The 25847-nt window shown below is 49.9% G+C and carries 20 protein-coding genes; 8 read left to right on the forward strand and 12 right to left on the reverse strand.

The annotated features are described in order from the left end of the window. Positions 1 to 170 precede the first annotated feature (170 nt). The 4 genes from ACO0LF_RS06960 to ACO0LF_RS06975 all read right to left on the reverse strand — a co-directional run bounded on the left by ACO0LF_RS06960 (position 171) and on the right by ACO0LF_RS06975 (position 4390). Entirely contained in the window at positions 171 to 563 is a 393-nt protein-coding gene (locus ACO0LF_RS06960) for a hypothetical protein (protein ID WP_423013233.1), read from the reverse strand. A gap of 99 nt (positions 564 to 662) precedes the next feature. Then, positions 663 to 1727, reverse strand: a complete 1065-nt coding sequence (locus ACO0LF_RS06965; RefSeq protein ID WP_423013235.1) for an alkene reductase — start codon at positions 1725 to 1727, stop codon at positions 663 to 665. Positions 1728 to 1986: 259 nt separating this feature from the next. Next, positions 1987 to 2574 (reverse strand): TetR/AcrR family transcriptional regulator, encoded by a 588-nt coding sequence (locus ACO0LF_RS06970; protein ID WP_423013237.1) that lies wholly within the window; start codon positions 2572 to 2574, stop codon positions 1987 to 1989. A 412-nt stretch (positions 2575 to 2986) separates the two neighbouring features. After that, the gene (locus ACO0LF_RS06975) at positions 2987 to 4390 is read right to left on the reverse strand and encodes an aspartate kinase (protein WP_423013239.1); all 1404 of its coding nucleotides are present in this window, start codon (positions 4388 to 4390) and stop codon (positions 2987 to 2989) included. A 222-nt stretch (positions 4391 to 4612) separates the two neighbouring features. Here ACO0LF_RS06975 and ACO0LF_RS06980 point away from each other — a divergent pair, with 222 nt between their 5' ends. The 4 genes from ACO0LF_RS06980 to ACO0LF_RS06995 all read left to right on the forward strand — a co-directional run bounded on the left by ACO0LF_RS06980 (position 4613) and on the right by ACO0LF_RS06995 (position 10540). Then, complete coding sequence (locus ACO0LF_RS06980; protein WP_423013241.1) at positions 4613 to 6076, forward strand: FHA domain-containing protein; 1464 nt, start codon at positions 4613 to 4615, stop codon at positions 6074 to 6076. A gap of 135 nt (positions 6077 to 6211) precedes the next feature. Beyond that, the gene (locus ACO0LF_RS06985; RefSeq protein ID WP_423013243.1) at positions 6212 to 6484 is read left to right on the forward strand and encodes a hypothetical protein; all 273 of its coding nucleotides are present in this window, start codon (positions 6212 to 6214) and stop codon (positions 6482 to 6484) included. A 282-nt stretch (positions 6485 to 6766) separates the two neighbouring features. Further along, positions 6767 to 9022, forward strand: a complete 2256-nt coding sequence (locus tag ACO0LF_RS06990; RefSeq protein ID WP_423013244.1) for a hypothetical protein — start codon at positions 6767 to 6769, stop codon at positions 9020 to 9022. Positions 9023 to 9100: 78 nt separating this feature from the next. Beyond that, positions 9101 to 10540: a protein kinase domain-containing protein gene (locus ACO0LF_RS06995; RefSeq protein ID WP_423013246.1), complete on the forward strand. Its 1440-nt coding sequence runs from the start codon at positions 9101 to 9103 to the stop codon at positions 10538 to 10540. 82 nt (positions 10541 to 10622) lie between these two features. Here the strand turns inward: ACO0LF_RS06995 and ACO0LF_RS07000 are convergent, their stop codons facing one another. From ACO0LF_RS07000 to ACO0LF_RS07015, 4 genes are all read right to left on the reverse strand, one after another. After that, the gene (locus tag ACO0LF_RS07000; protein ID WP_423013248.1) at positions 10623 to 11414 is read right to left on the reverse strand and encodes an alpha/beta fold hydrolase; all 792 of its coding nucleotides are present in this window, start codon (positions 11412 to 11414) and stop codon (positions 10623 to 10625) included. A gap of 165 nt (positions 11415 to 11579) precedes the next feature. Then, positions 11580 to 12014 carry a MarR family winged helix-turn-helix transcriptional regulator gene (locus ACO0LF_RS07005; protein ID WP_423000167.1) on the reverse strand — a complete coding sequence of 145 codons (435 nt, stop codon included), beginning with the start codon at positions 12012 to 12014 and terminating at the stop codon, positions 11580 to 11582. Positions 12015 to 12205: 191 nt separating this feature from the next. After that, the gene (locus ACO0LF_RS07010; RefSeq protein ID WP_423013250.1) at positions 12206 to 12988 is read right to left on the reverse strand and encodes a tRNA-uridine aminocarboxypropyltransferase; all 783 of its coding nucleotides are present in this window, start codon (positions 12986 to 12988) and stop codon (positions 12206 to 12208) included. A gap of 183 nt (positions 12989 to 13171) precedes the next feature. Further along, the gene (locus tag ACO0LF_RS07015) at positions 13172 to 13420 is read right to left on the reverse strand and encodes a DUF3297 family protein (protein WP_423013252.1); all 249 of its coding nucleotides are present in this window, start codon (positions 13418 to 13420) and stop codon (positions 13172 to 13174) included. 215 nt (positions 13421 to 13635) lie between these two features. On the opposite strand from ACO0LF_RS07015, the gene katG reads away from it, so the two are divergent. Continuing rightward, on the forward strand, positions 13636 to 15810 hold the full coding sequence (gene katG / locus ACO0LF_RS07020) for a catalase/peroxidase HPI (RefSeq protein WP_423013486.1): 2175 nt from the start codon (positions 13636 to 13638) through the stop codon (positions 15808 to 15810). Positions 15811 to 15964: 154 nt separating this feature from the next. Here the strand turns inward: katG and ACO0LF_RS07025 are convergent, their stop codons facing one another. Further along, entirely contained in the window at positions 15965 to 17230 is a 1266-nt protein-coding gene (locus tag ACO0LF_RS07025) for a flavin-dependent oxidoreductase (protein WP_423013254.1), read from the reverse strand. A gap of 206 nt (positions 17231 to 17436) precedes the next feature. Between ACO0LF_RS07025 and ACO0LF_RS07030 the strand changes: the two genes are divergently transcribed. Next, a complete protein-coding gene (locus ACO0LF_RS07030) occupies positions 17437 to 17976 on the forward strand; it encodes a MarR family winged helix-turn-helix transcriptional regulator (RefSeq protein ID WP_423013256.1) in 540 nt (179 codons plus the stop codon). Positions 17977 to 18354: 378 nt separating this feature from the next. Further along, a complete protein-coding gene (locus tag ACO0LF_RS07035; RefSeq protein WP_423013258.1) occupies positions 18355 to 19494 on the forward strand; it encodes an ABC transporter substrate-binding protein in 1140 nt (379 codons plus the stop codon). A gap of 176 nt (positions 19495 to 19670) precedes the next feature. Here the strand turns inward: ACO0LF_RS07035 and ACO0LF_RS07040 are convergent, their stop codons facing one another. Continuing rightward, a complete protein-coding gene (locus tag ACO0LF_RS07040; protein ID WP_423013260.1) occupies positions 19671 to 21047 on the reverse strand; it encodes a PLP-dependent aminotransferase family protein in 1377 nt (458 codons plus the stop codon). 232 nt (positions 21048 to 21279) lie between these two features. On the opposite strand from ACO0LF_RS07040, the gene ACO0LF_RS07045 reads away from it, so the two are divergent. Next, complete coding sequence (locus ACO0LF_RS07045) at positions 21280 to 21510, forward strand: hypothetical protein (RefSeq protein WP_423013262.1); 231 nt, start codon at positions 21280 to 21282, stop codon at positions 21508 to 21510. Positions 21511 to 21566: 56 nt separating this feature from the next. On the opposite strand, the gene ACO0LF_RS07050 is transcribed toward ACO0LF_RS07045, so the two are convergent. Further along, a complete protein-coding gene (locus tag ACO0LF_RS07050; protein ID WP_423013264.1) occupies positions 21567 to 23501 on the reverse strand; it encodes a UvrD-helicase domain-containing protein in 1935 nt (644 codons plus the stop codon). Continuing rightward, positions 23483 to 25624: an ATP-dependent nuclease gene (locus ACO0LF_RS07055; RefSeq protein WP_423013266.1), complete on the reverse strand. Its 2142-nt coding sequence runs from the start codon at positions 25622 to 25624 to the stop codon at positions 23483 to 23485. Before ACO0LF_RS07055 ends, ACO0LF_RS07050 begins: the two co-directional genes overlap by 19 nt. Between the last annotated feature and the right edge of the window lie 223 nt (positions 25625 to 25847).

The following is a 25847-nucleotide window of genomic DNA, read 5'->3' on the forward strand; positions in this document are numbered from 1 at the left end:
TCATGACTTGAAAGAAATATTTCAAGCAAGCTTTGAATACCCATATCCTGTAGGAGCGGCTTCAGCCGCGATTCCTTGCCAGGATCTGAAATGATGGACAGGGTAAAGCGTTCGCGGCTAAAGCCGCTCTTACGCAATGCAAAAGCAATGCAAAAGCAATGCAAAAAGATTTACATGCTGCTGTAAAAAGCTTTATCAACGAAAAGCAGTTTTTCATTCGTCAGCACATGGATAGCTTCCACTGCCAGCGCTTTTGCTGTTGCTATATCCTGTACCGCAATGTTGTTATCGAGCACGGCTTCAATTTCTCTCTGCTCATCTTTGGTTTTGGCAGAAAACGCATCCACCATGAAGATGAACTGTCTTTTTTCCAGCAATAAGAGATACCAGTAATAACCTTCGCGCATCGCATAGGTAGTGCTTATCAACTGCACGCACAATAATTGTCGCTCTTCATCCACTACCCATAAGGCCTCGGGTGAAGGGCGGCGTTGCAGCTCTATGCCCTGGAAGTCAAGCTTGAGGAATTCGGCTTCTGTCAGTTGTCGTTTGATGAGTGTCATAGCTGTCCTGAACTTGGTATGCCCTATTAAAGCATAAAAGCGGCATTGAATATCAATGCCGCTTTTACTGTTGATCTGACTCAGGATGTCAGTACTGAATTACGCAGCCTGCAGGCTAGGGTAATCGGTATAACCTTTTGCACCTGGCGTGTAGAAGGTCGCTGCATCAGGTGCATTCAAAGCTGCACCTTGCTTGATACGCGCAGGTAGATCCGGGTTGGCCAGGAAGCTGGTGCCAAAAGCTACCGCATCCAGTGTGGAGTTGCTGATCGCTTGCGTTGCTTCGTCAGCGTTGTAACCCATATTGCCGATCAGGACGCCTTTGTAATTGGCACGTGTAATCGTCAATACATCACCAGTTTGTGCCTGGAAGAAGTCAGAACGCATCAGGTGCAGATAAGCCAGGTTGAATTCATTCAAACGTGTCGTCAGGTAAGAAATCGACGCCAGCGCATCGCTGTCTTTCATGCTGTTATAGCTATTGATAGGTGACAGACGCAGGCCGACTTTATCCGAACCAATGGCAGCACTGACGGCAGTCAATACTTCAAACAAAAAGCGTGCGCGGTTTTCTATCGAACCACCATAGCTGTCTGTGCGTGTGTTGGCGCTGTCACGCAGGAACTGGTCTATCAGGTAGCCATTCGCGCCATGTACTTCTACGCCATCAAAGCCGGCAGCAATCGCATTTTTTGCACCTTGTGCATAAGCAGCAACCAGGGCAGGGATTTCATCGATACGCAATTCGCGCGGCACTGCATTCGGGATTTTGCCGTTCGGTGTATGGACTTCACCATCAATCGCGATGGCGCTAGGGCCGACGTTTTCTACGCCATTATTGAATGCTGGAACAGCAGCGCGGCCAGCATGCCAGATTTGCATGAAAATCTTGCCGCCTTTGGCATGTACTGCTTCAGTTACGAGCTTCCATGCAGCGATTTGTTCTGCATTGTAGATGCCAGGTTCAGAATAGAAGGCAGAGGTATTTTCAGCCACCATCGTGCACTCAGTCACGATCAGGCCTGCGCTGGCGCGCTGGCTATAGTATTCCGCCATCAGGGCGTTGGGCATGTGGCCTGCATCAGCACGCGCACGTGTCAAAGGGGCCATCAGGATACGATTGGCGAGGGAAACAGAACCGGTTTGCAGAGGATTGAATAACATTTCTTAATTCCTTAATTTGGGCTAATAGAGCATGTGTACAGCGTATGGGGCAGCAAAAAAACTGGGGAAAACTTAAGCCTGGTAAGCAAACTCAGAACTCCATGTGTAGCCAATCCAGGGTACTTCAAGATAAAAATTAGACTGGTCGTCTAGAAAAAATTGATAAGAATAAATGCATTGTCATCATGTCAGTGCAAGTAAATATGTTTTTAGTACGGCAAGGCAGGGCAACAAGGCCAGATTAACTTTTCATCGACCTCTACAGCTTGAGCATCTTGCGGGTGGCTAACATCGCACTTTCCAGTGCACTCATGTCACGCCGCATCTTGCTTAACAAGCCCGCTCCCAGCCACATCTGGTACAGGGTCAGTGCACAATGGTCTGCATCCAGCTCAGCAGGTAGCGAACCATCAATAATACCTTCGCGCATGCAATCAGCCAGCTTGGCAATAATGCTGTCCGTACCACGTTGCAAGGTGATACGCATGGCTTCAGACAAGTCCGATACCTCGCCACCGAGCTTGGTCGCCAGACACTGACATTGCACGCCCTCACCCGGACGCTCAGGCAACCAGCCCTGCCAGTAACGCATGAGACGCTTGGCCGCTGGTATGCTCTGGTTTTTCAATACCACATCCACCGCTGCCAGATAACCAGCAAAATAATCTTCCAGCAAGGCTTCGCCAAATAATTCCTTGGACTTGAAATAATGATAAAACGAGCCCTTGGGCACTGCCGCTGCTTTTAACACCTCATTCAAGCCAACCACCGAAAAGCCCTTGCCCAGGATAATAGGCTTGGCTGTATCGAGGATGTGTTGCCTGACATCGGTGCGTGGAGTGTTCATGCTTGGGATTCTAAAACAAATTAGACCAGTCGTCTAGTAATTTGTTTTAAGGGAAGCAAATTGAGCGTTGACGGCTATAAAGGGTGGCGTTTGGCAAGTTTTTGAGGCGGATATGATAAGCCGTGTATGTTAAGAACGTATATTCATCAGTGGCGAACGCCGCTGGGCTCCAGCCTGCGCTGGAGCGACGGAGTGGGGGCTGGTCGCGTTGCAGTTAGTCTTAGTTATCAAAATAAGGGCACCCCTGGTTTTCCTCGTCATCTCAAAATCGTCGCTCCAGCGCAAGCTGGAGCCTAGTGGCTTTCCTTGATCACCATGTAGAGAAAATTTAGCACAGGTATTAAAAATATCATGCTGCATGGATAATGCTAACAAAGCTAATTCAGCCCATGCCCTCTCATCCCATGCCCTCTCACCCCCCAAAAAACTCCGCATGTATCGCCTGCAAAGCCAGTTTCCTGTCCTCTTGCTGCACCAGCATATACGCCGCCACCTCGCTGGCCCCCGCTGCCGCCAGGCAGACATGCACGCCAGCCGCAATTGCTGCCGACAAGGCGCGGCTGGCGATTGCACCCCCTACGTCAGATGCCTCCAGCACGCCATCACCCACCACCGCGACGATGGCCACATCGGCATTGCGCGATACTTCCACCACACCAGCCAGGTGATGCTCTACCAGTGCCGCATAGCCAGCATCGAGATGATCGCGAGATACCAGGATATTGATGGCAGTCTGCGCCGTCAGAACGCTCTTGATGTTAATGCCGCTGGCATCCAGGGTTTGGGTCACCTGTGCCAGGATGCCGGGTTTGAAACCCACCCCCGGGCCATGCAATTTCAGTATTGCCACATCTTCTGTTGAGGTGACACTCTTCACCACATCACGCGTCACCTTGCGCTGGGCATTGATGACGGTATATGGTTGCAGGCCCCGCTCAGGGCGGGTGATGTTCAAAATACGGATAGGGATATTCTGGTCAAACAAAGGCTCTACTGTGCGCGGATGCAAAATCTTGGCGCCAAAGTAAGATAGCTCTGCGGCTTCCAGATAATTCAATTGGCTAATTGTATGTGGCTTGCTCACCGTACCGGGGTCCGCACTGAGGAAACCATCGACATCCTTCCATACATCCAGCGATTCTGCGCCTATGCAACAGGCAATCGATGCGGCTGAATAGTCTGAGCCGCCACGACCGAACAAGGTGGCCTTGCCATCACGGTCTACGCCATAAAAACCTGGCACGACGATGACTTCATCGCCTTCCAGCGCCCTCGATACGGCTGGCGCACTGGCATCAAAATCGCAGGCCGCATTGCCAAACACACCATCGGTAATCAAGCCTATGTCTTCCGGCAAGGCTTCACGTGCCCGTATGCCATGACTTAGCAAGACTTCAGTCAGCAACAGGCTGGACAGGCGTTCGCCATAACTGAGGATGGCATCATTCACAAACGTCGGTACGTCGCCTATGCAATGTATGCCAGTCAGATAACGGTCGAGCTGGTTCAGGCGCACCGATAATGCCTGTTCTATGCGTGCACGGTGAGCGGGAGCGCTGATATTGGCTTCCAGTATCTGCTTCTTCAGGGCGCGCAGGTTTTGCGTGTAATCCTTGCTTTCGGCCAGTGCCGCGGCGGTCCCCGCACCTTGCTTGGCCGCCTGCACGCAGGCAATCAGGGCATTGGTAATGCCATAAAAAGCCGACACCACCAATACCAGGGGTTGTTGATAGCTTTGCACCACATTGACAACGCGACTGATATCTTCAGGCTGGCGCAGATTGGAGCCACCAAATTTCACGACGATTTTTTTCATTGAGTTTCCAGGGCAGGGATGGCAGGTCACAGACATTTCGCCAAAAAAGAGAAATGCACTATATCGTATGCGACAAGGTTAAAGCAGCACTGCGATCAGGTCAACGCAAGTGCTCTGGTCTGCCTAAAAAACTGGCGGCAAAACACCTTTGTATTCCTGCATTTGATCTGCCACTTTATCCGTATAGTCCTAGCATCGCCCGTACTATTACCCTGCCTCATCATGAAAAAATGCCTGACCCCGGATCATCCGCACTGCACGCACTGGGTGGCAGAGGGTGAAGCCGTATGCGCGGCGGGCCATCCGCAAAGGCCCGTTCCGCAAAGACAGGAATTACTCCATGCCTCTGCAGGTAGCCTGACGCAAAACCGCGAGGCGACCGCGCCCGCCAGCTTGCATTTACACTTCAGTGGTTATGATCCACGTGCTGCAGGTGGCCGGCAAACCATCAGGCTGGAATTGCGTGGCATGCTGCCACCTGAAGTCAGCATCATAGAAGTGCAATTGCGTTCTGATCTTATCGCTAGCGCCGCATCAAAGCAGCGTTTTCAGCGCACGGTATCCGGTCTATGGCAACCTTTGCTGCTCAGTTTTTCTTCTAAAAATAAAGAGCATGGACAATATCCGCTGGAAGTTGTCTTGTCGCATGAACAAGCATCCAGGGCCAGGCGCAAATGGTTGTGCACCAGTGTCATCTTCATCCCCAGGGCAGATGCATCACTGACAGAAATTCATAGCGTCTTTCTGGCCGCACAAAAGAATGTCAGGGTAGTGGCAGAAGATGGTGCCATCGCGACATTGAGCGGACTGGGCCAGTCCAATGGCTATGCATCAGGCAATATGAATATAGAAATCAATGCAAAGGATGCCTCCATCGCCAAACTGGAAATGCGCGCACCTACAGGTAAATATGAAATTGCCATGGGCACCATCGCCTGGGATGAAGAACTCATAGAAGTTGCTGCCGGACCAGAAACAACAGATATAGTTGCGCCAGCCAGACCAGCTATAGCCCTGGCGGCAAAGATGGCAACGGCAGTGCCAGTAATAAAGACAGCAACAGCCAGCCTGATCGCTGCTCAGTCCCGGATACGACTCTTTGCCCTCGATGAATGGGTGCTGGGCCGCATGGAAGAAAAGCCCCAGGCCGATATCCTGCTCAGCCATCATGCCCATCACGCAGCAGAAAACGCCAGACTGACGCGACGCATCAGCGCCTGCCATGCCACCATCCGCAGAAAAGGGGAAGGCGCAGAAATCATCGATACATCACGCTATGGCACTTTGCTTGATGGCATCAGCATGGAAAAAGACCAGGCATATGCTTTACGCCCTGGCATGCAAATCGAATTCTGCGCCAGCGTCAGAGGCATAGTCAGATTACAAGTCATGGCGATATTGCCGCATCTCATTATTCTTGCCTCTGCAGATGGGGGGTTGGGTACTGAATTGCTGTACTTGATTACACCGGAAACTACGCCAGCACTCATACTAGTTTCCACAGACATGACAGCGCTGGCTGCACTGCCTTTGCTATTCCATTTTCAAGGTGGATTTTGGCATAGGGATATGCTCAGTTCACAAGACAGTAAACTGAATGTGCATGCAGATTTGAAGCAGCTTTCCCATTTGCCACTGACTTGCCGTTATACCAGCCGGCCATATGCAGATAGACCTAGTATGTGATGGGTCGCAATAGTGATAAAAAAAATCAAATGAATAGCAGTAAGAAGAGGTAATGAATTTTTGAAATATTTATTCTTATGGTAAATTATTGTTTTTGCTGCAATAAAAGATAACTTTCCACAAACGGATAAATGAATGAAAAAGATACTTATTCTCTGCGCCATAATCACTGGGTGCCAATCAGTAAGCCCGGTCGTCTCCATAGGTAAAGACGCTTACATGGTGGGGGCAAATGTACGCGGAGGCTTGACTTCGGATGCAGAAGTTACAGCTCTCAGTGTCAGACGCGCAACAGAATGGTGTGAAGCCCTGGGCAAGCAAATGGAATTAACCAATGCAAGCAATTCCGGGACGCAAGGCTGGACGCCGCAACAGTCACAGATTATGTTTAAGTGTGTTGCCAAATAAGATAGGCACTATAAGATCGCGACTGCCATTGCGATATCTGGAAGATATCCGGCACATTTTTTCAAGCTTGAGTAGGACTGACAAGCCCTAAATAAAAGCATACTCTGGCATTTCCTTTGAGCCACTGTTTCTCAGTGCTGACAGGTCTTGCCATTTAATTACAAACCACGATCTGGCCCCAAAACCTCCTTCTGTTCCAGAGTTCCAAATCCACCCCTGGTGCTAAGATTTTGCTCAGGTGCAAAACAAGTCCCCGCACCGCAGCGATTGAAGGAGTCTCGCATGTTCAGCATCTTTGGCAGTTCCAAACTCAAATGTCCCCAGTGCGACCATCACAATATACAAGACGCAGTGTATTGCACGCATTGTGGTCTCATGTTGAGCAGCCCAAGGCATGAGACTGTCTTGCGCCAGAAACGCTGGTTGCCTAAAGAGAATGAAGTCGCCATGTATTTTGGCGTGCGCCCGCTCAGCAGCATTGCCGGGCAAGACTTGCAGATTCCTGTCAACGCCCGTGCCTATGTGGTGCAGGAAGGGCACTTTGTTGAATTGCTCACAGGTGATTACATCAAGCAGGATATTTCCAGCCAGCTACTGGGTTTGCAAACGGACAAGGCGGCAGAAATCCTGCTGACCCGTCTCAATCCATTTGCCTTGCTGTTTTCTTTTGATGATTTGCACACTGCAGAATTCCTGGCGATTGCTGCCAAGTTTGTCATCAGCATCAAGATCGCTGATGTACCCGCATTTGCCAAACACTTCATGCATGCCCCTGGCATCATCACTTGCCAGCAGTTGCAACAATTGCTGGAACCCATGGTACGCCAGATCGCGGTGGAGTTTCTGGGCGCGCAATCCTTGCGTGAACTACAAGACAATGTGCACTTGCGTCTGCAACTGGATGAACGTCTGCTGTCTACCCTCAACCAGGCCATGGATCAATACGGTTTTGTCGCAACCCAGGCCGTGACCCGCGAATTGCGCCATGACAAGCTGACTGATGACCGTGAAAAACTCAGTGAAAAAATAGCCAGCCTGCATCTGGTCATCGATGGCCAGCGCGCCCAGCTGGAACAAAGCAAACTCGTCGATGCGCTCTATACCAATACCGAATGGCAGAAGATCGCCAAGCAAGAAGAACAAATCCGCCTGCGTTATCGCCACGAAGAAATGCGCCAGCAATTTGGCAAAGACCTGAGCTGGTTATATATGCAAGGCCAGGTAGAAAATGCCAAGAAACGCCTGAGTCGCGCCAAGTTGCGCCAGGATGAAAACGAGCGTCTGCAAGTCATCCGCGCCCGTGAGCTGGAACTGTATGGCCGCATCGTCGAAGCAGGCAGCCGCAAGCTGGCGCTGGAACGAGGTGCAGGCGATACCATCCGGGAACTGGAGCACAGCCTCAAACAAAAAACTGAGCAGCGCCAGAATGAAGCTGACCAGTGGCTGCACATACGCACCATGGCGCGCATCAAGATGCGCTCGGAATCAGAAATCACTCAGTTGCAGGCCAAAGAAGCGGCGCAACTGATGCAACAAAAAATCCAGCATCAGCTGCAAAAATTTCAATTCGAACATGAGACTGCACAAGCCAGCCTGATCGCCGACCACGAGCAGCAAAAAGCCCAGACAGAACTGCTGCGCCAAAAGCAAAGCCTGTTGGCACGCCGCGAACAGGAACTGGAAGATGAAGAACAAAAAAGCCGCCTGATACTCATCAGCATAGAAGCTGAGGCCAGGGCCAGAGAATTCCAGCGCATGCAAGCCTGGGAAGAAGAATTGCAGCAACAGCGCAAGCGCGGCATGCAAAGGGAAGACAGCCTCCATGATGTCGAGACCGAGTTCAAACTCAGCCAGGTACAGGAAAAAATCCAGGCCATCAGGCGCAGTGATGAGCAGGCCGATGCGATAGTTCAGCATGAAAAATTGCTGGGCACCCTGAAAGCCCATGCCCTGTTTGAACAGCAGACCCAGCAGCAACAACACCAGGCTACCCTCGCCAGCGTGGAAGTGGAAAACCTGAGGCAGCAACTCAAACAACAAGATGATGAACGTCGCTGGAAAAAAGAATTGCAACAGGCAGAAGCCGAGCGTGCTGACAAGTTTGCCCGGCTGAGTCTGGAACGTGAACAACGCCAGGCAGAGCAGGCCCATGATGCCCTGCTGGCCCGTATCGCCATAGAACGCATGAACGCCATCGCCAATTTCAGCGAAACCGGCAAGATCGCCACGGCTGAGCCGGCCAATGCACTGGCCCTGGCCGAGATCGCCAAAGTGCAGGCGCAAGCCAGCCTGACGGCAGAACAAATCCTTGCCATGCAAGCAGGTAGTTCTGAGCATGCCGCGCAAGCCATGAGTGCCATGGCCAGCAAGCAGCAAGGTCTGAGCTGGGAGCAAACCGTCAAGATGCTGCAAGAGCGCATACAGGATGAACGCGGGCAAAGAGAGGCTGACCAGCAAAGACGTCATGAGCTGGACCTGAGCATGGCGCAAAACATGAGTAACCGCGTCGCACCAGTTGCGCAAGCTGGCAGAAAATAAGCAGGCAGCCGGATCAGAAAATGCAGCAAGAATTTATCTTACCTACTCTAAGCAAGTCCAGGAAAACAAGTCATCACCATGCAAACGCCGTTACAAAAAATTCGTGAATTGCGCGCATTGCTGGATGAGGGCTTGCTTGCCGAAGATGAATTCAATCAGCGCAAGAATGCCATACTCGACACCGAACTGGCTCCTGTCATTGCCAGGCAGGGCAAGCAAGGTAAACCAGACCAAGAGCAAGGCACCGACCTGGGTTTCCTGGCCGGGCAAGAAGTGGGGGGACTGTCGAAGCGTTATCGCCTTGAGAAACTGTTAGGGCAGGGCGGCATGGGCCAGGTCTGGCAAGCCAGCGACCTGGCAACCCAGGCAGAACTGGGCCATAGTGAAATGGTGGCACTCAAGATCTTGCCACCGCAACTGACACAAAGCGCCCTGCATGCCCGCTTGCTGGTAGAAGAAGCCTCACTGGTACGCAAGCTGGCGCATGAGCATATCGTCAGGGTCTATGACTGGGCGCGCGACCCTGCCACCAGCAGTTATTTCATCATCATGGAATACCTGGATGGACAAGATCTCGAGGCTTACCTGACCAGGCACACCCGCTGCACCCTCAAGCAAGTGCTGGACATGCTCAGCCCGGTGGCCGATGCGCTGGACTATGCCTGGGCCAAACACAAACTTGTGCATCGCGATTTAAAGCCGAGTAATCTCTTGCTGACGCACACGGGTGAAACCAAGCTGCTGGACTTTGGCATCTCTGCCCGCTTGCGCAGCCATACCCAGGTTGGCCTGATCTCGACCAGCATGACACCATCGCGCTCGCCTTATGCTGGCACGGCAGGTTATCGTGCGCCAGAGGCTGGCAGCCACCAGCATAGTCCCGCGCTCGACGTATATGCAGTAGCCGTCATGATTTACCAGATGCTGGAAGCAAGCATGCCCTTTGGCGAATATCGCCATCCGCAGCAGCAACCAATACCAGCCACGGCACTCAATGCTGCGCAATGGCAAGTCTTGCAAAGCGGTTTTGCCATCCAGCCAGACCAGCGCCCCGCCAGCGTGCGAGCCCTGTTACAGACCCTGCAGGCTGCAGGCAAGTCGGTGGCCAATGCTCCTCAAGCCAAAGCCCCGGGCCATGGTAAACCCGCGCCCGAGTTCAAGCTGTCACCCATAGAAGCTGCTGCCCACCAGCGTGCCGAGCAAAGACGGCAACGCAAAGAACTGGAAAAGCAAAGACGCGAACAGGCCAGTGCCGCCTTGCATGCACTCATCGCCAGGCAAAACCGCCTGCGTGCCATAGAAGATGCCCAGCGTCGCCAGAAAGAAGAACAGATCAGGCAATACAAAGAACAGCAGGAGCAACAACGACTGCAAGAAGAAGCCATCACTGCCATGGCGCAAGCAGATGCGCCCAGCGATGTCAGCATCACCTGGGAAGAAGCGCAGCGCTACCTGGCTGCCATCAGCCGCAATACCGGACCAGAAAACGGGCAAGTGCCAGGCATTGCCGCCCAGTGATACTCAAATAGCCGGGAAGCAGGGTGTGCCATCCAAGAAACTGCCACCCCCTGCATCAGTGGCTATGCGCCATGCCAATTGCCTAGTTTTTCACGGCAGCCAGAATCGCCTCTGCCACAGCTTTAGGCTGGGACAGCATAGGCACATGGCTGGTCGGCAGTGTCGTAGTGACAGCATTGATCTTTTTCGCAAACGCAGCTTGCAAACCTGGGTCTATCATGCGGTCCTTGCTGGCGATGATGTAATGGTTGGGCTTGTTTTTCCATGCAGCGAAACTCACAGGTTCACCAAATACCTTGGCAGGCAACAGACCTTGTGTCGTGGCCAGTACAGCAGTTTTTTCTTTGGGAACGTCTTGCGCGAAATTAGTCGCATATGACTCTGGTGACAATTCCATGTTGCCATTGGCATCCGGTTTCAGGGTCGCAATGCCTGGAGGCACAGGATAATCCTTACCCAGGCCACCCAGGGCTTCGCCTTCAGATGGCGCAAAGGCGGCCACATACACCAGCGCCTTGATCTTGTCGCTGACACCCGCCTGCGTAATCACCGCGCCGCCCCATGAATGCCCAACCAGCACTACCTTGCCAGTCTGTGCATCCACTACACGCTGCACTGCGGCCACATCATCTGCCAGTGAGGACAGCGGGTTTTGCACAGCGATGACTTTCACCCCTTTAGCCTGCAAATAAGGCGTCACCTGGTTCCAACTGGAACCATCAGCGAAAGCGCCGTGGACCAGGACTACCGTAGTGTCATTGCTGGCGGCGGCCAAGGCATGGCCTGGCAAGATAGCAGCGGAGGACAGGGCAATAGACAAGGCCGCAGACAGGGCAGTAGATGAGATCAATGCAGTTTTGCCGATATTTTTCATGATGATGTCTTTCAAAGAAAATTTAAAAACAGATAAATTAGTTAGCGTGCTAAGTATTTGAATGGCATTTCCCGCTTCTTGCGCTTTGCCATGCCGCGAATAATAGCGCGCTAATAATTAGCGCGCAAGTTAATTTTAAAATTCTTCTTGCGGCTTGCTATAAATTTAATTATCGAGGTGACTACTCAGCTTATCCAGGCCAGCCATGAGCTGTTTGAAATCGGCCAATTGCAAGTTGCAGGCAGCCGCAATTTGCTGGCTGATACGGACACCGGCTGCACGCAGTTTATTGCCCGCATCCGTCAGCGTCAGCACCCGGTTACGCTCATCTTTTGGGTCGCGGTTACGCAAGAGATAACCTTCTGCCTCCAGCCGTTTGACCACAGGCGTGATAGAACCAGAGTCCTGCCCCAGGCGCGTGGCCAGATCACGTATCCCCAAACCCTCTTCTTCCCATAGCACTACCATGACCAGGTATTGCGGATAAGTCAGATTCAACTCAGCCAGCAAGGGTTTGTACAACTGCGTCATCTTCAATGACGTAGAGTACAGGTTGAAACACAGATGGTCTGCGAGCAGGGGCGGTTTGCGGGTGGTCATTTGGTAAAGGCTTCTTTGGAAGAGGTTAGCGTAACGTAATTTGGGAGAGTCAGCAAATGCTGGTAGCGTTGGCAAGAGCGTAGGTTGGGCCGGGCCTCGCTAGGCTACGGGGTATCAGCCCAACACTGTGCCTCTGCAAACGTACATGTTATTTAAACGCCGAGTGTTGGGCTGATGAAGCGTAGCCCAACCTACAACGAAGGCCCATCTACGTCATTTCCCCCCACAAACTCCCGCATCTGCACATGCAATTCATCTTCCCACTCCACTTTCAACTGCTGCTTGGCCCGCAGATAATGGTCGGTGAACAAATCCAGATACATCTCCAGCGCCTGCGCAGCCGCCGTCTCACCTGCCAGCCCCAGGCACAGGGCGGCGACTTCGGAGGTGCACAAATGATCATCCCGTCGCGAGCGGCGCAAGCGGTAACGTGAGAGCTGTTCTGGCAACAGACTCAACACCGGGAACTGCGCCAGGTAAGGACTTTTCTTGAATATCTTGCGTGCCTCTGGCCAGGTAGCATCCAGCAAAATAAACAACGGACGTTTGTTACCATTCGGCTCTGCACCTACAGGCGGCAATCCTGTAATCACTCGCTCAGGTGCCACAAATTCACCTGGAAACACCACATAAGGCTGCCATTGCGGGTCAGCCAGCATGGCCAGCAAGGCTGGGTCAACTTCGGTACGTGCCCAGCCAAAGGCCATGGTGTCTGGCACCACGTCGGCAATCAGCCAGCCGGTGTTACTGGGTTTCAGCGTTTCATGCTCGGCCATCAGCAGGCACACCCCGGCACGAGTGGACACGACAGGACGCAGTTCGCACAGACAATGACTGAGGATCAGCCTGCAACCGCCACAACGCTCACCCTTGGGGCCGCCGCGTGCCAAAAATGGCCTGGTGCTACGCTCAAGACGTGATGAGCGCAAACGGGACACAGCATGCGGGGGATGTGGCAATAGCGACGGCTTCATCAGGGGTATAAATCAGGGTAGACAGGCTGGGCACCATGCGTGTTTGAAAAAAACAAGGCAGGCGATCTTCTGGAATTCTAAAGGATAGCGCAATGCGCGCTGAGCACTGTAAGCCAGCGAACTAGCTAAAAGAAAAAGGTGCAAACCCATAGGCTGCACCTTGCTACATCTGCATGAAAGCAATCAGCGGTAAAACGCTTCAACCACGCCCTTGACCTTGATCATCAAAGGGTTACCCTTGCGGTCACGTGCCTTGCCAGCAGCAACGCTGACCCAGCCTTCGCTGATGCAATATTCTTCAACATCATTGCGCTCTTTGCCATTGAGCTTGATGCCTACATCGTGTTGAAACACTTCGGCGACGTGATAAGGGCTGCGCGGATTGACCGACAGGCGATCCGGTAATGGGGGGTATTGTGTAGTATCGTTCATGGTCATAATTATCCCTTAGAACGGAAGGGGATTCAATGAGAACAGCATGCCGCTTCCTGACAGGGCATTGTCCGAGATGGCAGAATTGCACAACATACATTTGTTCAATAGTAAAAACAAATCGAATCAATAAATTAAATTAAGTATATCTATCATCTTTCCATCTCTATAATAAATCAGGTAGCCAGTACCTGACTCAATCAAAGGAGATAATGATGTCAAACGAAGCAAAATGCCCATTTTCAGCTAGTGCACGCTTAACAGCCGTAGCCGGTGCCCCAGCCAATGCAAGCTGGTGGCCAAATCAACTGAACCTCAAAATCCTCCACCAACATTCTCCTTCATCCAATCCCATGGAAAAGGATTTCAATTACGCCCAAGCCTTCAAGACCCTGGATCTCGACGCAGTGATCCAGGACTTGCACGCCCTGATGACAGACTCGCAAGACTGGTGGCCAGCAGACTATGGCCATTATGGCCCCTTCTTCATCCGCATGGCCTGGCATAGCGCAGGCACCTACCGCACTGCCGATGGCCGCGGTGGCGCAGGAGCAGGCGCGCAACGTTTTGCACCGCTTAATAGTTGGCCAGACAATGGCAACCTCGACAAGGCCCGCCGTCTGCTCTGGCCCATCAAGCAAAAATATGGCAACAAACTGTCATGGGCAGACTTGATGATACTGGCTGGTAACGTCGCCCTCGATTCCATGGGCTTCAAGACCTTCGGTTTTGCTGGTGGCCGCCCCGACGTCTGGGAACCACAAGACGATATCTACTGGGGATCAGAAGGCAAATGGCTGGATGACCAGCGCTACACAGGCGACCGCGAACTGGAAAAATCCCTCGCCGCCGTACAAATGGGCTTGATCTACGTCAACCCTGAAGGCCCGAATGGCAAACCAGACCCGCTGGCATCTGCCCGCGATATACGCGAAACCTTCGCCCGCATGGCCATGAACGATGAAGAAACCGTGGCCCTCGTTGCAGGCGGCCACACCTTCGGCAAAGCCCATGGCGCAGGCGACACTGCCCATGTCGGCGCAGAACCAGAAGGCGGCAGCATAGAAGAACAAGGCCTGGGCTGGACCAACAGTTTTGGTACAGGCATAGGTGTGCATACCACCACCAGCGGCATAGAAGGCGCATGGACGCCGACGCCCACTAAATGGGACAACAGCTATTTCGAAACTCTGTTCGGCTACGAATGGCAACTCACCAAGAGCCCAGCTGGCGCGCATCAATGGACGCCGACAGACCCGGCTGCCAAAACCACAGTGCCAGATGCGCATGACCCGTCCTTGCGCCACGCACCCATGATGACCACCGCAGACCTGGCCCTGCGTGCTGATCCAGCTTACGAAAAAATCTCTCGCCGCTTCCTGCAAAACCCGCAAGAACTGGCAGACGCCTTCGCCCGCGCCTGGTTCAAACTGACGCACCGCGACATGGGCCCAGTCGCCCGTTACCTCGGCCCCCTCGTGCCAACAGAAGTCCTGCTGTGGCAAGACCCTGTCCCGGCTGTTGATCACACTCTGGTCGATGACAAAGACATCGCCAGCCTCAAAGCCAAATTACTGGCATCCGGTCTTTCGATTTCGCAACTCGTCAACACTGCCTGGGCATCTGCCTCCACCTTCCGCGGCAGCGACAAACGCGGCGGCGCCAACGGCGCACGCATACGCCTCGCTCCACAAAAAGACTGGGAAGCCAACCAGCCAGCAGAACTGGCCAAGGTAATCGCAAAACTCGAAGCTATACAGGCAGAGTTCAATGCCGCGCAATCGGCTGGTAAAAAAATCTCGCTGGCTGATCTGATCGTATTAGGTGGCAGCGCCGCCATTGAAGCAGCCGCCAAAAAAGCCGGGCAAGACATCATCGTCCCATTTACCCCAGGCCGCACAGACGCCAGCCAGGAGCAAACCGACGTAGCATCATTTGCTGTACTCGAACCCGTAGCAGACGGCTTCCGCAATTACCAGCGCAAAGGTCTCGAAGATGCCGCCGCAGCCCTGCTCATCGACAAGGCCCAATTGCTGAACCTGAGCGCGCCAGAAATGACCGCACTGGTCGGCGGCTTGCGCGCACTCGATGCCAAATCCGTACTCAGCAAACATGCAGAGACACTCAACAACGACTTCTTCGTCAACTTGCTGGACATGAGAACCAAATGGCAAAAGTCAGGTACGGATGGCCAGCTTGAAGGCCGCGACAGAAAAACCGGTGAGCTGAAATGGACCGCCAGCGTGGTCGATCTCGTCTTCGGCTCCAACTCACAACTGCGGGCACTGGCAGAAGTCTATGCCAGCAGCGATGCCCAGCAGGTTTTTTTGCGTGATTTTGTGAGGGCTTGGACCAAGGTCATGAATGCGGACAGGTTTGATTTATTGTGACCCCATCAATGCGACGAAACTAAAAATGCGGGTTATTTCGTAGGTTGGGCTACGCTTTATCAGCCCAACACTGGGCGTTTAAATGACGTATACTTTTTTCCCCAGTGTTGGATTCGTAAAGCGTAGCCTGGCGAGGTCCGGCCCCCGGACCCGCCTACGCTTTTAAACTGAACTTCCCCGCCACACTTGTCAAAGACATTGCCTCCTTATCAAACCCCGCCAACCGCTTATACCGCAAAGAAATCGCTTCAAGCTCAGCCTGCGCAATCACCTCATTCACATCCGTAAAACCCAACGGCGCACGCTCCTCCGCCATCTGCATCACCTGCTCAGGCCCATTCATGCGGTTACGCAGGACGATGCCCGTAGTACGCGGCAAACGCTCCGCCTCATACTCACGCAACGCATACAAAATACTCGCTTCGCCAACGAGACAGTCAGCAAGATAGCGAGCATCAAGTATCGCCTGCGCACTACCGTTTGAACCTATAGGGTACATCGGGTGGGCAGCATCACCCAGCAGCGTCACCCGCTCAAAAGTCCAGCGCGGCAAAGGGTCGCGATCCACCAGCGGGAATTCATATACCACCTCTGATTTTGCTATCAAGCCAGGGATGTCTATCCAGCCCCAGTTCCAGCTATCAAAGGGCGTGCTGAAGGTAGCTTTATCGACTTTGCGGTTCCAGTCCGACGCTGGCAATTCCCCACCAGGTACGCGCAATTCTGCAATCCAGTTAATCAGCGAACGCCCTTGCGCCCGTAATGGCTCAGAGATAGGGTAGCCAACAAATTTCTGGTCCTGATGCCCCGCCATAAACATACTGCGTCCATCCATATACGGTGCAGCCTCAGTCACCCCACGCCACAACATGCGACCAGAAAAACGAGGCTGGTCACCCTGCGGGTACAAAAAGCGCCGCACTGCTGAATGTATGCCATCTGCACCAATGAGCAAATCTGACTCCACCAGCACCGCCGCTTTATCCACCTGTCGGGTGAAAGTAGAAATCACCTTGTCAGCCACCTGCTCAAAAGACGTAAATGCATGGCCTTGATGAATACGCCCGGCACCCAGCCGGTCGATTGCATTTTGCAGCAAAGTCATTTGCAACTCACCACGGTGTATAGAATATTGTGGCCAGTCATACCCGGCCGCACGCCCCCGTGGCTCTTGCCAGATTTTTTGCCCCAACTTATTAAAATACGACAGCGATGAAGTCTCTATACCACGCTCAGCCAGGCAAGCCTCCAGCCCCAGCTGACACAATTGCTGGCTGGCATGCGGCAATAAATTAATGCCCACACCCAGCGGCTTGATCTCATTGACCGCTTCATAGACCTCAACATCGATTCCGCGCTCATGCAACATCAGTGCAAGCGTCAGGCCACCTATACCAGCACCTGCGATAACTACCTTCATGTCTTCCTCCTGCAATGGATGATGCCGCAAGTCTTTGAGTAACGGCTTTATTGTTGTACTGTATAACAATTATTCGAAATAGCACAAGACTTGTTGCAATTCTCCATTAGCCTGGTTCTTGTATTTTGACCATGTGGTTTAGCCAATTTAAAATTGCCCAGCATGTACAATACTTAAAACAAAAAATTCATTCATAGTCCCTGACCATGCCAAAACAAAAAACAGCCACCCCCAAAGCGCCAGCCCCGCTCAAAGCAGCATTGCCCAAGCGCCAGGCCAGCCAGGCCCTGACCCCTGCCTTCAATGCCCGCATAGAGGGTATAGACTACGACATCCTCGAAGAACTCACCGGCTACGCCGTGCGCCGCGCTCAGCTATCCATCTATGCAGACTTCACCGCCAGCCTGGGTGCATACGACATCACCCCTCAACGTTTTTCTTCCCTGGTGATTATCAGCAACAACCCCGGTATTTCACAAACCCGCCTGGCAGAAGTCATGGGCATCGCCCGCTCAGGCGTGGTCGCCATCATCGATAATTTTGAACAGGCGGGCCTGCTGGAACGCCAGGACTCCGGCGACCGCAGATCCTATATGCTGCATCTGACCAAAGACGGCCACAAGCAATTGGCAAAATACAAACGGGCAGTGAAAGAGCATGATGACAGGGTCAGCCAGCACCTGACGGCCAAGGAAAGGCAGCAGTTGCGTGCCTTGTTGGGGAAGTTGTGTATGGAGACGAAGTAATAGTATTGCGTCGGGTCTCGACAGGCTGTACTTCGTAGGTTGGGCTACGGGGTATCAGCCCAACACTTGGCCTTAACAAACGTATACCTTATTTAATCGCTGAGTGTTGGGCTGGTAAAGCGTAGCCCAACCTACGATGCGAGCGAGGCAGCCCGGCCATTGGAATACGAATTTAAAGTTTTATGCTGCAATGCTACATCGTCGTCGCTAACACGAAACCCAAAAATCCAAATCCCCACTTGCATCCCAACAAAAATATTATTATATTGAATAACTGTTATACGACATAACAATATTGCGGCGAAAAAAAAATTCCAAGCCAGACAACAATACACCACCCCCGCATCTGCAATACCAACAATAATTCAGGAGACCGCAATGCAAATCAAGCTCAAACCTACACTGGCAGCACTATTGATAGCCGCCGCAGGCACTGCCCATGCCGACATCACCATCGGTGTCAGCCTGCCTCTGACGGGCCCGGCATCCGGCCTGGGCATACCCACCAAGAACGGCATAGGCCTGTGGCCAGAAACCATAGGTGGTGAAAAAGTAAAACTCATCATCCTCGACGATGCATCCGACACTACCCAGTCCAGCAAAAATGCCCGCAGGCTCATCACGGATGACAAGGTCGATGTCATCGTCGGTTCCACCGCCACACCCGCTTCTGTTGCGCTGGCAGAAATTGCATCTGAACTCAAGACGCCACAAATCTCTACCTCACCTGTCGAGGTAGCACCTGGCAAAGGCACCTGGACCTTCCGCGTCGCTCAATCAACCCCGCTCATGGCCCATGCCGTGGCCGACCACATGAAAAAAGCAGGCGTCAAAACCTACGCCTATCTTGGCTATTCTGATGCCTATGGCGAAACCTGGTTCAAAGCCATCACTGCTGCGGCTGCCAAAGATGGCTTGCAATCCGTCGCCACAGAACGCTTCAATCGCCCCGACACCAGCGTCACCGCACAAACCCTGAAGATACTTGCCGCCAAGCCAGATGCGATACTCATAGGCGCATCCGGCAGCGGCGCAGCCATGCCACACAAAGCTCTCATAGAGCGTGGCTACAAAGGCAAAATCTATCAGACCCACGGCGCAGCATCACGTGACCTGATACGCCTCGGTGGTAAAGACGTAGAAGGCGCCTTCGTCGTCGCAGGCCTGGCCATCCTGCCCGAACTGCTGCCAGACAACCACCCCTCAAAACAACTGGCCACAGACTTCACCAGCCGCTATGAAAAACAATATGGCGAAGGCACCAGAAACCAGTTCGCCGCCCACGGCTACGACGCCTACCTGCTACTGAACCGCGTCATTCCCCTGGCCCTGAAAAAAGCCAAACCCGGCACACCAGAATTCCGCACTGCCTTGAAAGACGCGATGGAATCTGAGATCGATATCCCCATCACCCAGGGTGTCTTGCATTACACCGCGAATGATCATTTTGGACTGGAAGAAAAGGCGCGGGTCATGCTGACCATACAGGGCGGGAACTGGAAGGCAGTCGGGCCATGATGAGTAAGAGCAAATGGATGGCAATTTTGTTTGCTTTGATCTGGTAATGACATGTGCTACCAGATCAAATTCCTGATAAACGCTGGGGCAGCAAAACTATGTGCGAGTACATAGAGAGAACTCCCGCATGAAACTCAGTATGTCCTGGGCATTTAAACCACAGTAGCGTCGAACGACTAGGGCCGCTGCGCAAGCAGATGAGACAGCCTTTGCAGAGCCGCCTGCAAGCGCCCACGGTCCTTGATGCCACCCAAAGAGATACGAATTGCATTCACAGATAAACTGCCAGTTGCGAATGCTTCCGCTGGCATGACAGTGATGCCCTCGCTTTCGGCTGCGCGCGCAAACTGTGCGGAGTTCCAATACGCTGGCAAAGCTAGCCATACATGCAGACCATCTCCGTCACCGCTGTACCGCCCCGCCAGAATATCTCTAGCCATCCAGTGGCGCAGGCGCGCCTCCTTGCGTACGCCTTCCATCAACCCCTGGGCCGAACCATCGACTATCCACTGAGTGGCCAGTGCAGCCGTCAGAGGAGCGCCCATCAGCGCAAATGATCTTAGCGCTGCCAGAAAACGTTCGCGTTCCTGTGGGTCGCGTATCAGCACGAAGGCGACACGTAAGCCGGGCGTCAGACATTTCGACAGCGTTGAGATGTAGTACACCTGTTCCGGGGCAAACGTCGCAATAGGTGATGGCGGGGTATCGGCTAGCAGCCAGTAGGGATCGTCTTCGACCATGCGTACATTGCAGCGCAGCGCGATGCTGGCGAGTTCCTTGCGCCGGTGTGCCGGCATGGTAACGGCGGTCGGGTTCTGTAATGTGGGATTGAGATAGACCAGTCCAGGCTGGTGCTGGCGGCATGCTTGCTCCAGCATTTCAGGCAGCATCCCGTGCTGGTCCGCTTCCACCGCAATGATGCGTCGGCCTAACTGAGTTGCAGCGGCCCGCAAGCCGGGATAAGTCATCGCTTCTGCCAGGATCACATCGCCAGGCTCAGTCAGCGCAAGTATCAATGCAGCAATCGCCGCTTGCGCACCCGGACAGACAACAAGCTGTTGAGTATCCACATGCCCAAACATCGGTGCCAGCCACCTGGCCCCAGCCTGGCGATCCGAGTCGCTCCCACCGGCCAGGTGGTAAGTCATCAACTGCTCATTATCTGCCCTCATCAGTACCTGAGACAAACCTTGCTTCAACATGTCGTCGAAGTCCACACCATCCGGCGGTGGCGGGGTATTCATGCTCAGGTCGAGGACAGCGTTCAATTCAACTTTTGGTGCCGTGACATAAGTGCCCCGGGCGCCGCGGCCCTCCAGCAAGTTGCGACGTCTGGCTTCGTCGTATGCACGCGTGACCGTCGTCAGGTCAACGTCCAGTTGCGCCGCCAGCTGGCGCTGCGTAGGCAGGCGCTCACCCGGTTTCAGCGATCCTTCTGCCACCGCCGCCTGCAAGGCATCCGCAATTTGCAAAAAACGTGGCCCGCCGTGCACGGCCAATCGCGGCAACCAGACTGGCACTTCTTTATCTTGTATGTTTTTCAACTGGGACATTTTGTCCTAATGTATGGAAATTGCTTTCAAGTAGTATGCATCAGGGCGCACAGCAATACCATGCTTGCATGGCAGTTGTTGACGTTTCCCCTTCTCGCATCTGCATCCGGCAAATCGCTACGCTGGATGCCTGGGGAATGGTTGAACAAAAAATGTAGGTGCTGAAGCAGCAGTTTACGGTAGTGCTCTGCACACGATAGATAGTGCCATTAACAACCTGGAAATACTCAAAATGATGGATTGGATCCCTATAGTCCTGGTGACATTCAAGCTCCTCGTGCTCGCCATAGGCATGTTCTTCGCCATCAAGTGGCATTATGACCAAGGCAAGAAGATGGCAACGCAAGCGGTACTACGTGCGGGCGGCAAGGTGGCCGTAATCTTCATGCTATCGCTCCTGGGTCTGGGGTATCTCACCTTAGTCCTTGCCAGGACGTTCGGTCTGGACTTGAGCTTCCCATGATGGCAAAGAATAGCCAACTTTACATCCAGTGATGTGACAGTAATTCCCAACTTTGACTACGATTGAGCATCTAGATTTATAACGTTAGAAACGCCAAACCATTCTCTAGTTTTTTGCAAGACTTGCTCTGATGGTTGATGATAAAAAACAGCAAGATTTTCTTTGGCTCGAGTGCAACAAACGTAGAATATTTTCCGTGTTCTAGACACTACACTTTCTTTACCTTCGGCTTCAGTAAAAAGATAATCGAAGTTATAGTGGTTCCAATCTCCATTATCAAGAATAACGAGAACATTTGGAAACTCTGCTCCTTTAGTCTTATGTTGTGTGGTGAATGGTGTATATCCCTCTAGATAGTCAAATAATTTTTGAAATTCTGAAAATGGTAAGCTTGCAACTTGATCGTAAAGATATTTTTTCTTTTGCTGGAATTTAATTAGGCGGTCATCTATTTTCACAATCCCATTTTCGTTTGCTTCATCAATGATTTGCTTTATGGTTTTCTCACCTACCGCAACAAGGGATTCTATTTTCTCTTTTAGATTCTTTTTATCTTTTTGCGTATGAATTTTAAAATCAGTAATCCTTAAAAATTCGTTGAAATTTCCACCGAGATACAAATGAACATTTCTTTGTATTTTAAATAGATGCTTTATCAGATCATCGCGATTACTTCCCGTTCGCCCTTCAATTGAAGCATCATTCTTTTTATCGTCAATTAGTTGACTCTTGTCAATATAAAGCGAAGACAATTCTGAAAACAAAGTGGTCAAAGCAAGTATATATACATCCATGTTTTCAGATATATAGGTTTTCATTCCATCTGTTGGTTCAATTCGTTTCAAATCCTTGCGGTCCTTTCCTATTTTCAGTTCTTCAATAAGATCGCCGAATTTTTTCCCCGCTGTTGGGGTGTCAGGTGCATGGTCCTTAATGTACTTTTTTATTCTTTTTATATACGCGTAGATTTGATCACTGTCATATATTTTCATTAAATTCTTAAAGCCAGCCTTTGCCGCAATAAGATTATGTGTAAGATTTAATTCTTTGCAAATCAATGGGTCGGAAAAATTCCATTTCAGATATAACTTCGCAATTTCTATGTTTTCTGACGCAGAATATAGGAACTTCAGACTACCTGGCTTAATGATTCCATTGGAACCCATATTGGGTGCGTGAATGTCGTCTGACGGCTTTTGTTTTAGTCCATCAGTACGAAGATTGTTCGCAAAATCAATAATAAGTTGCGGGTTGCGGCGATTTTGTTCCTTTTTTATTTCAGCAAGGTTGCTTGAGGCTTCTGCAAGATATAAATCGAGATTCCCAACACCATCATCGTAGATCGATTGCATTGAATCACCAAAAAAACCGATAATATTTTTGTTATCTGATTGATTGAGGTGATGCAGCAAGATGTCAACAACGTTCTTATCAGTATCTTGATACTCGTCAACTAATACATATTGATAACAATTTTGGACAATTCTGCAAAGCTTCTTATGCCGTGCATACATTTTTTCGGCCAAAATAATTAACTCATCATGTGAAATAATACCTTCTCTTAATTTGACATACTCCTTATAGCGAATGTCGTCTTCAATTTTATCAATCGTTTCAATTGATCCGTCAGCACTGGTAATATTAAAAGAAGTTATTGCTTCGTCATTTATCAACTCAACTACCAATTCTTTTAATTCGTTTTGAAAGTGTTTGATAGTATCCCAAAGAAAATCGTGAATAGTAGATACGCGCAGGTTCTCATGACCTATTCTTTCTTCAATTTCTCTGACCGCGGCATTTGTATAAGTAATACACGCAATCTTTGCGAGAGGATATTTTTCAAGGAGAGCATTAATTACTTCTACAAGTGAATATGTTTTTCCACTGCCTGCACCCCCGCTAAGCAAAAAGTTTTTCTTTGCTGTGATCGCGTCCATCACCTGCTCTGCTTCGTAACTTAATTTTTTAGATTTCATTGCTGGCGTAGCCATTCCAATCCCTCATAAATGTATTTGGGTATCTTCCAATTTGAAAAATCTGAATTTTTATGCGGTATACTATTTAATAATATTTCAATCGCAAGAGATGGCTTGCTACCAACAGCTTTTTCGGAAAAATCGAATGCATCACAATTTCCATCTAGGTATTGTGTGAGCCATTTTTTTGTAAGCGATGGAAAATTATCTGGATTATTTTTTAGTAGATTTTTATTTATGTGGAAAAAAGCATCTTCAAAACTTCTCGCGTGATAATTTTCTTCTTCTATTTGATATATCAACAATAATTGCCCATTTTCATTGGCATTCCATTTTCCATCTTTTTTTAATAGAGTTTTTTTCTGGAGAGGTAAGCTCAAGAAATAACTTAGGTCTTTCGTTGTTTTCGCATGAAAAAAAACTAATGCTGAGTTAGATGTATGGTCTGCAGCCGGGTCATTAGGGACACATTTTTTTGTCTCGGTTTTAATATCCCCGTCTTTATTTTTTATGGGAGTCGTTCCGTCTGTCTCAAAACACGTTTGAGTCAATCCACTATCAATATCTGTAATAATTAAGCATTTAATTTCGAGGAAGTGGATGAATTTCTCAAATATTTGAGAATAGGCACCAACTTCGACAATGGAGATATTTTGTGAAATTATCGGAGAGAAATTATCGTCAGGATTTTCCTGATCTAACTTTTTCATTATTGCAGGTAAAAGAATCCGTTCTGTGTCACCCTCAACTAAGATTGCCTTGTCCGCAAAGAATAGCTCTGCCCTATTTAAAGTCAGGTATTGTTTGAGAAATTTAAAACTCTGCTTAAGATCATTGTTTTCTTTCTCATCTTCAGAGGAATATTCGCGTTCTAATTGCTTTAGATTTTTTGCGACAACACTATTTTCGTTAGCTGACTTTATCAGGTATTTGATGTCATCAAATTCACACTCAGAAACTATGTGCGATGAATGAGTGCTAATTATTGTTTGGAGATTTACGCTTAACTTATCTTCGCGTTCTAAGTTTTTCTTGATGAGAGATTTAATGTTTTTAATGAAAACATATTGCATTTGAGGATGTGTATGTGCTTCGGGTTCTTCAAGAAATAGAAGATTTATTGGTGTGGGTTTTTCTTTAACAGATTTTCTAAATGAACTCATAAGCATATCAATTTCGAAAATCATGCTAATTAGGTTCATGTACCCCAGGCCGTTATAGTGCTCAGGAAGAGCGTGATCATTTTGGGTGTAAAGAACCGTCGTGTTGTCACTTAGTATTTCTCTATGTTGAAGCGTGGATGCTATTTGTATGCTTGTATCGCCTTTTTTGATGCCACCGAAAATGGAAACTTTTTGGATCAATTCTGAGAACATAGTCTCATAAATTGAACTTAGATCCTTATCGGTGCTACGAAGTTTATTTTTAAATTCTTCAATTGCACTTTCTTGCTCTTGGCTTTCAGATCTTTTCTTGTAGATAGTAGAAGTCTGTGTTGAGAGTGTCTTGTCATTATCTTTGTTCGTGACGCTTCGTTTTGCGCTGATGTACTTAAATGAAATAACATCTGCCAGGCGTATTTTTTCTTTTTTCAGATCAAGGGTTTTTTCTGGATCTTTAAATGAAATACTTGTTTTTTCGATTGAATTAAAAAAATCAGAATGGTTTTCTCGAAGAAATGTATTTGGATCAGATCCATATTTTGTTTTTGTTGATTGAAATTCTTCAACCATATCTGTTAAACGTGCATGGCTAATCTTATAGTCAAAACCCAGGACGATGTGGTTATCGTCAGGATCAAGATTCATAATCAACTGATTTACACTGGATAAGTCGTCTTTATCTTCATACTCTATGTAAATCCTCAATTCGAGGCCAATTGCTTTATATTTTGATTGTTCTTGAATTTTTTTTTTCTTATCCAAGAAAGCTACTAATTCATTTTTAAACTGGATGTTGAAATCATCATAATTAATCTTGTTCACTTCAGACGAGTTTATAAATTTGTCTAAAGCTGCCACTAAGGACGTCTTTCCACAATTATTTTTCCCAATCACAACCGATAAATTATTCTCTAGATCAAGAGAGAAATTACGAAGTAAGCGAAAATTCTTTATTTGAATTTGTGTGACTCTCATGGGATATCCAAGGTTTACATTTATGCGTAATGGCGGGCGAACGATATAAATATTGGTGTTAATAGTACAACTTATTTCCAATAAGACAAAGCTCTATAGAATCAACTTTAGTCTCATGAGTGTTGTTACGAATATTTCAACCAATAAAAATTTGATTGCAGTTGAACACCATAATTTCACACTGGAGATAGTGTTGTTCTTAGTTAATTTTTCTATCTAAACA

Origin of the sequence: Undibacterium sp. Di27W, assembly GCF_049340345.1 — a bacterium.
GTDB lineage: Bacteria > Pseudomonadota > Gammaproteobacteria > Burkholderiales > Burkholderiaceae_D > Undibacterium.

Excerpts from the sequence above, each read along its gene's own strand:
- ACO0LF_RS07015 (WP_423013252.1), bottom strand. The coding sequence starts at position 13,420 with ATGAACGATACTACACAATACCCCCCATTACCGGATCGCCTGTCGGTC.
- ACO0LF_RS07010 (WP_423013250.1), bottom strand. The coding sequence starts at position 12,988 with ATGAAGCCGTCGCTATTGCCACATCCCCCGCATGCTGTGTCCCGTTTG.
- ACO0LF_RS06965 (WP_423013235.1), bottom strand. The coding sequence starts at position 1,727 with ATGTTATTCAATCCTCTGCAAACCGGTTCTGTTTCCCTCGCCAATCGT.
- ACO0LF_RS07005 (WP_423000167.1), bottom strand. The coding sequence starts at position 12,014 with ATGACCACCCGCAAACCGCCCCTGCTCGCAGACCATCTGTGTTTCAAC.
- ACO0LF_RS07045 (WP_423013262.1), top strand. The coding sequence starts at position 21,280 with ATGATGGATTGGATCCCTATAGTCCTGGTGACATTCAAGCTCCTCGTG.
- ACO0LF_RS06970 (WP_423013237.1), bottom strand. The coding sequence starts at position 2,574 with ATGAACACTCCACGCACCGATGTCAGGCAACACATCCTCGATACAGCC.
- ACO0LF_RS07030 (WP_423013256.1), top strand. The coding sequence starts at position 17,437 with ATGCCAAAACAAAAAACAGCCACCCCCAAAGCGCCAGCCCCGCTCAAA.
- ACO0LF_RS07025 (WP_423013254.1), bottom strand. The coding sequence starts at position 17,230 with ATGAAGGTAGTTATCGCAGGTGCTGGTATAGGTGGCCTGACGCTTGCA.
- ACO0LF_RS06980 (WP_423013241.1), top strand. The coding sequence starts at position 4,613 with ATGAAAAAATGCCTGACCCCGGATCATCCGCACTGCACGCACTGGGTG.
- katG (WP_423013486.1), top strand. The coding sequence starts at position 13,636 with ATGTCAAACGAAGCAAAATGCCCATTTTCAGCTAGTGCACGCTTAACA.
- ACO0LF_RS06985 (WP_423013243.1), top strand. The coding sequence starts at position 6,212 with ATGAAAAAGATACTTATTCTCTGCGCCATAATCACTGGGTGCCAATCA.
- ACO0LF_RS06975 (WP_423013239.1), bottom strand. The coding sequence starts at position 4,390 with ATGAAAAAAATCGTCGTGAAATTTGGTGGCTCCAATCTGCGCCAGCCT.
- ACO0LF_RS07050 (WP_423013264.1), bottom strand. The coding sequence starts at position 23,501 with ATGGCTACGCCAGCAATGAAATCTAAAAAATTAAGTTACGAAGCAGAG.
- ACO0LF_RS07040 (WP_423013260.1), bottom strand. The coding sequence starts at position 21,047 with ATGTCCCAGTTGAAAAACATACAAGATAAAGAAGTGCCAGTCTGGTTG.
- ACO0LF_RS07035 (WP_423013258.1), top strand. The coding sequence starts at position 18,355 with ATGCAAATCAAGCTCAAACCTACACTGGCAGCACTATTGATAGCCGCC.
- ACO0LF_RS06990 (WP_423013244.1), top strand. The coding sequence starts at position 6,767 with ATGTTCAGCATCTTTGGCAGTTCCAAACTCAAATGTCCCCAGTGCGAC.
- ACO0LF_RS06960 (WP_423013233.1), bottom strand. The coding sequence starts at position 563 with ATGACACTCATCAAACGACAACTGACAGAAGCCGAATTCCTCAAGCTT.
- ACO0LF_RS07055 (WP_423013266.1), bottom strand. The coding sequence starts at position 25,624 with ATGAGAGTCACACAAATTCAAATAAAGAATTTTCGCTTACTTCGTAAT.
- ACO0LF_RS07000 (WP_423013248.1), bottom strand. The coding sequence starts at position 11,414 with ATGAAAAATATCGGCAAAACTGCATTGATCTCATCTACTGCCCTGTCT.
- ACO0LF_RS06995 (WP_423013246.1), top strand. The coding sequence starts at position 9,101 with ATGCAAACGCCGTTACAAAAAATTCGTGAATTGCGCGCATTGCTGGAT.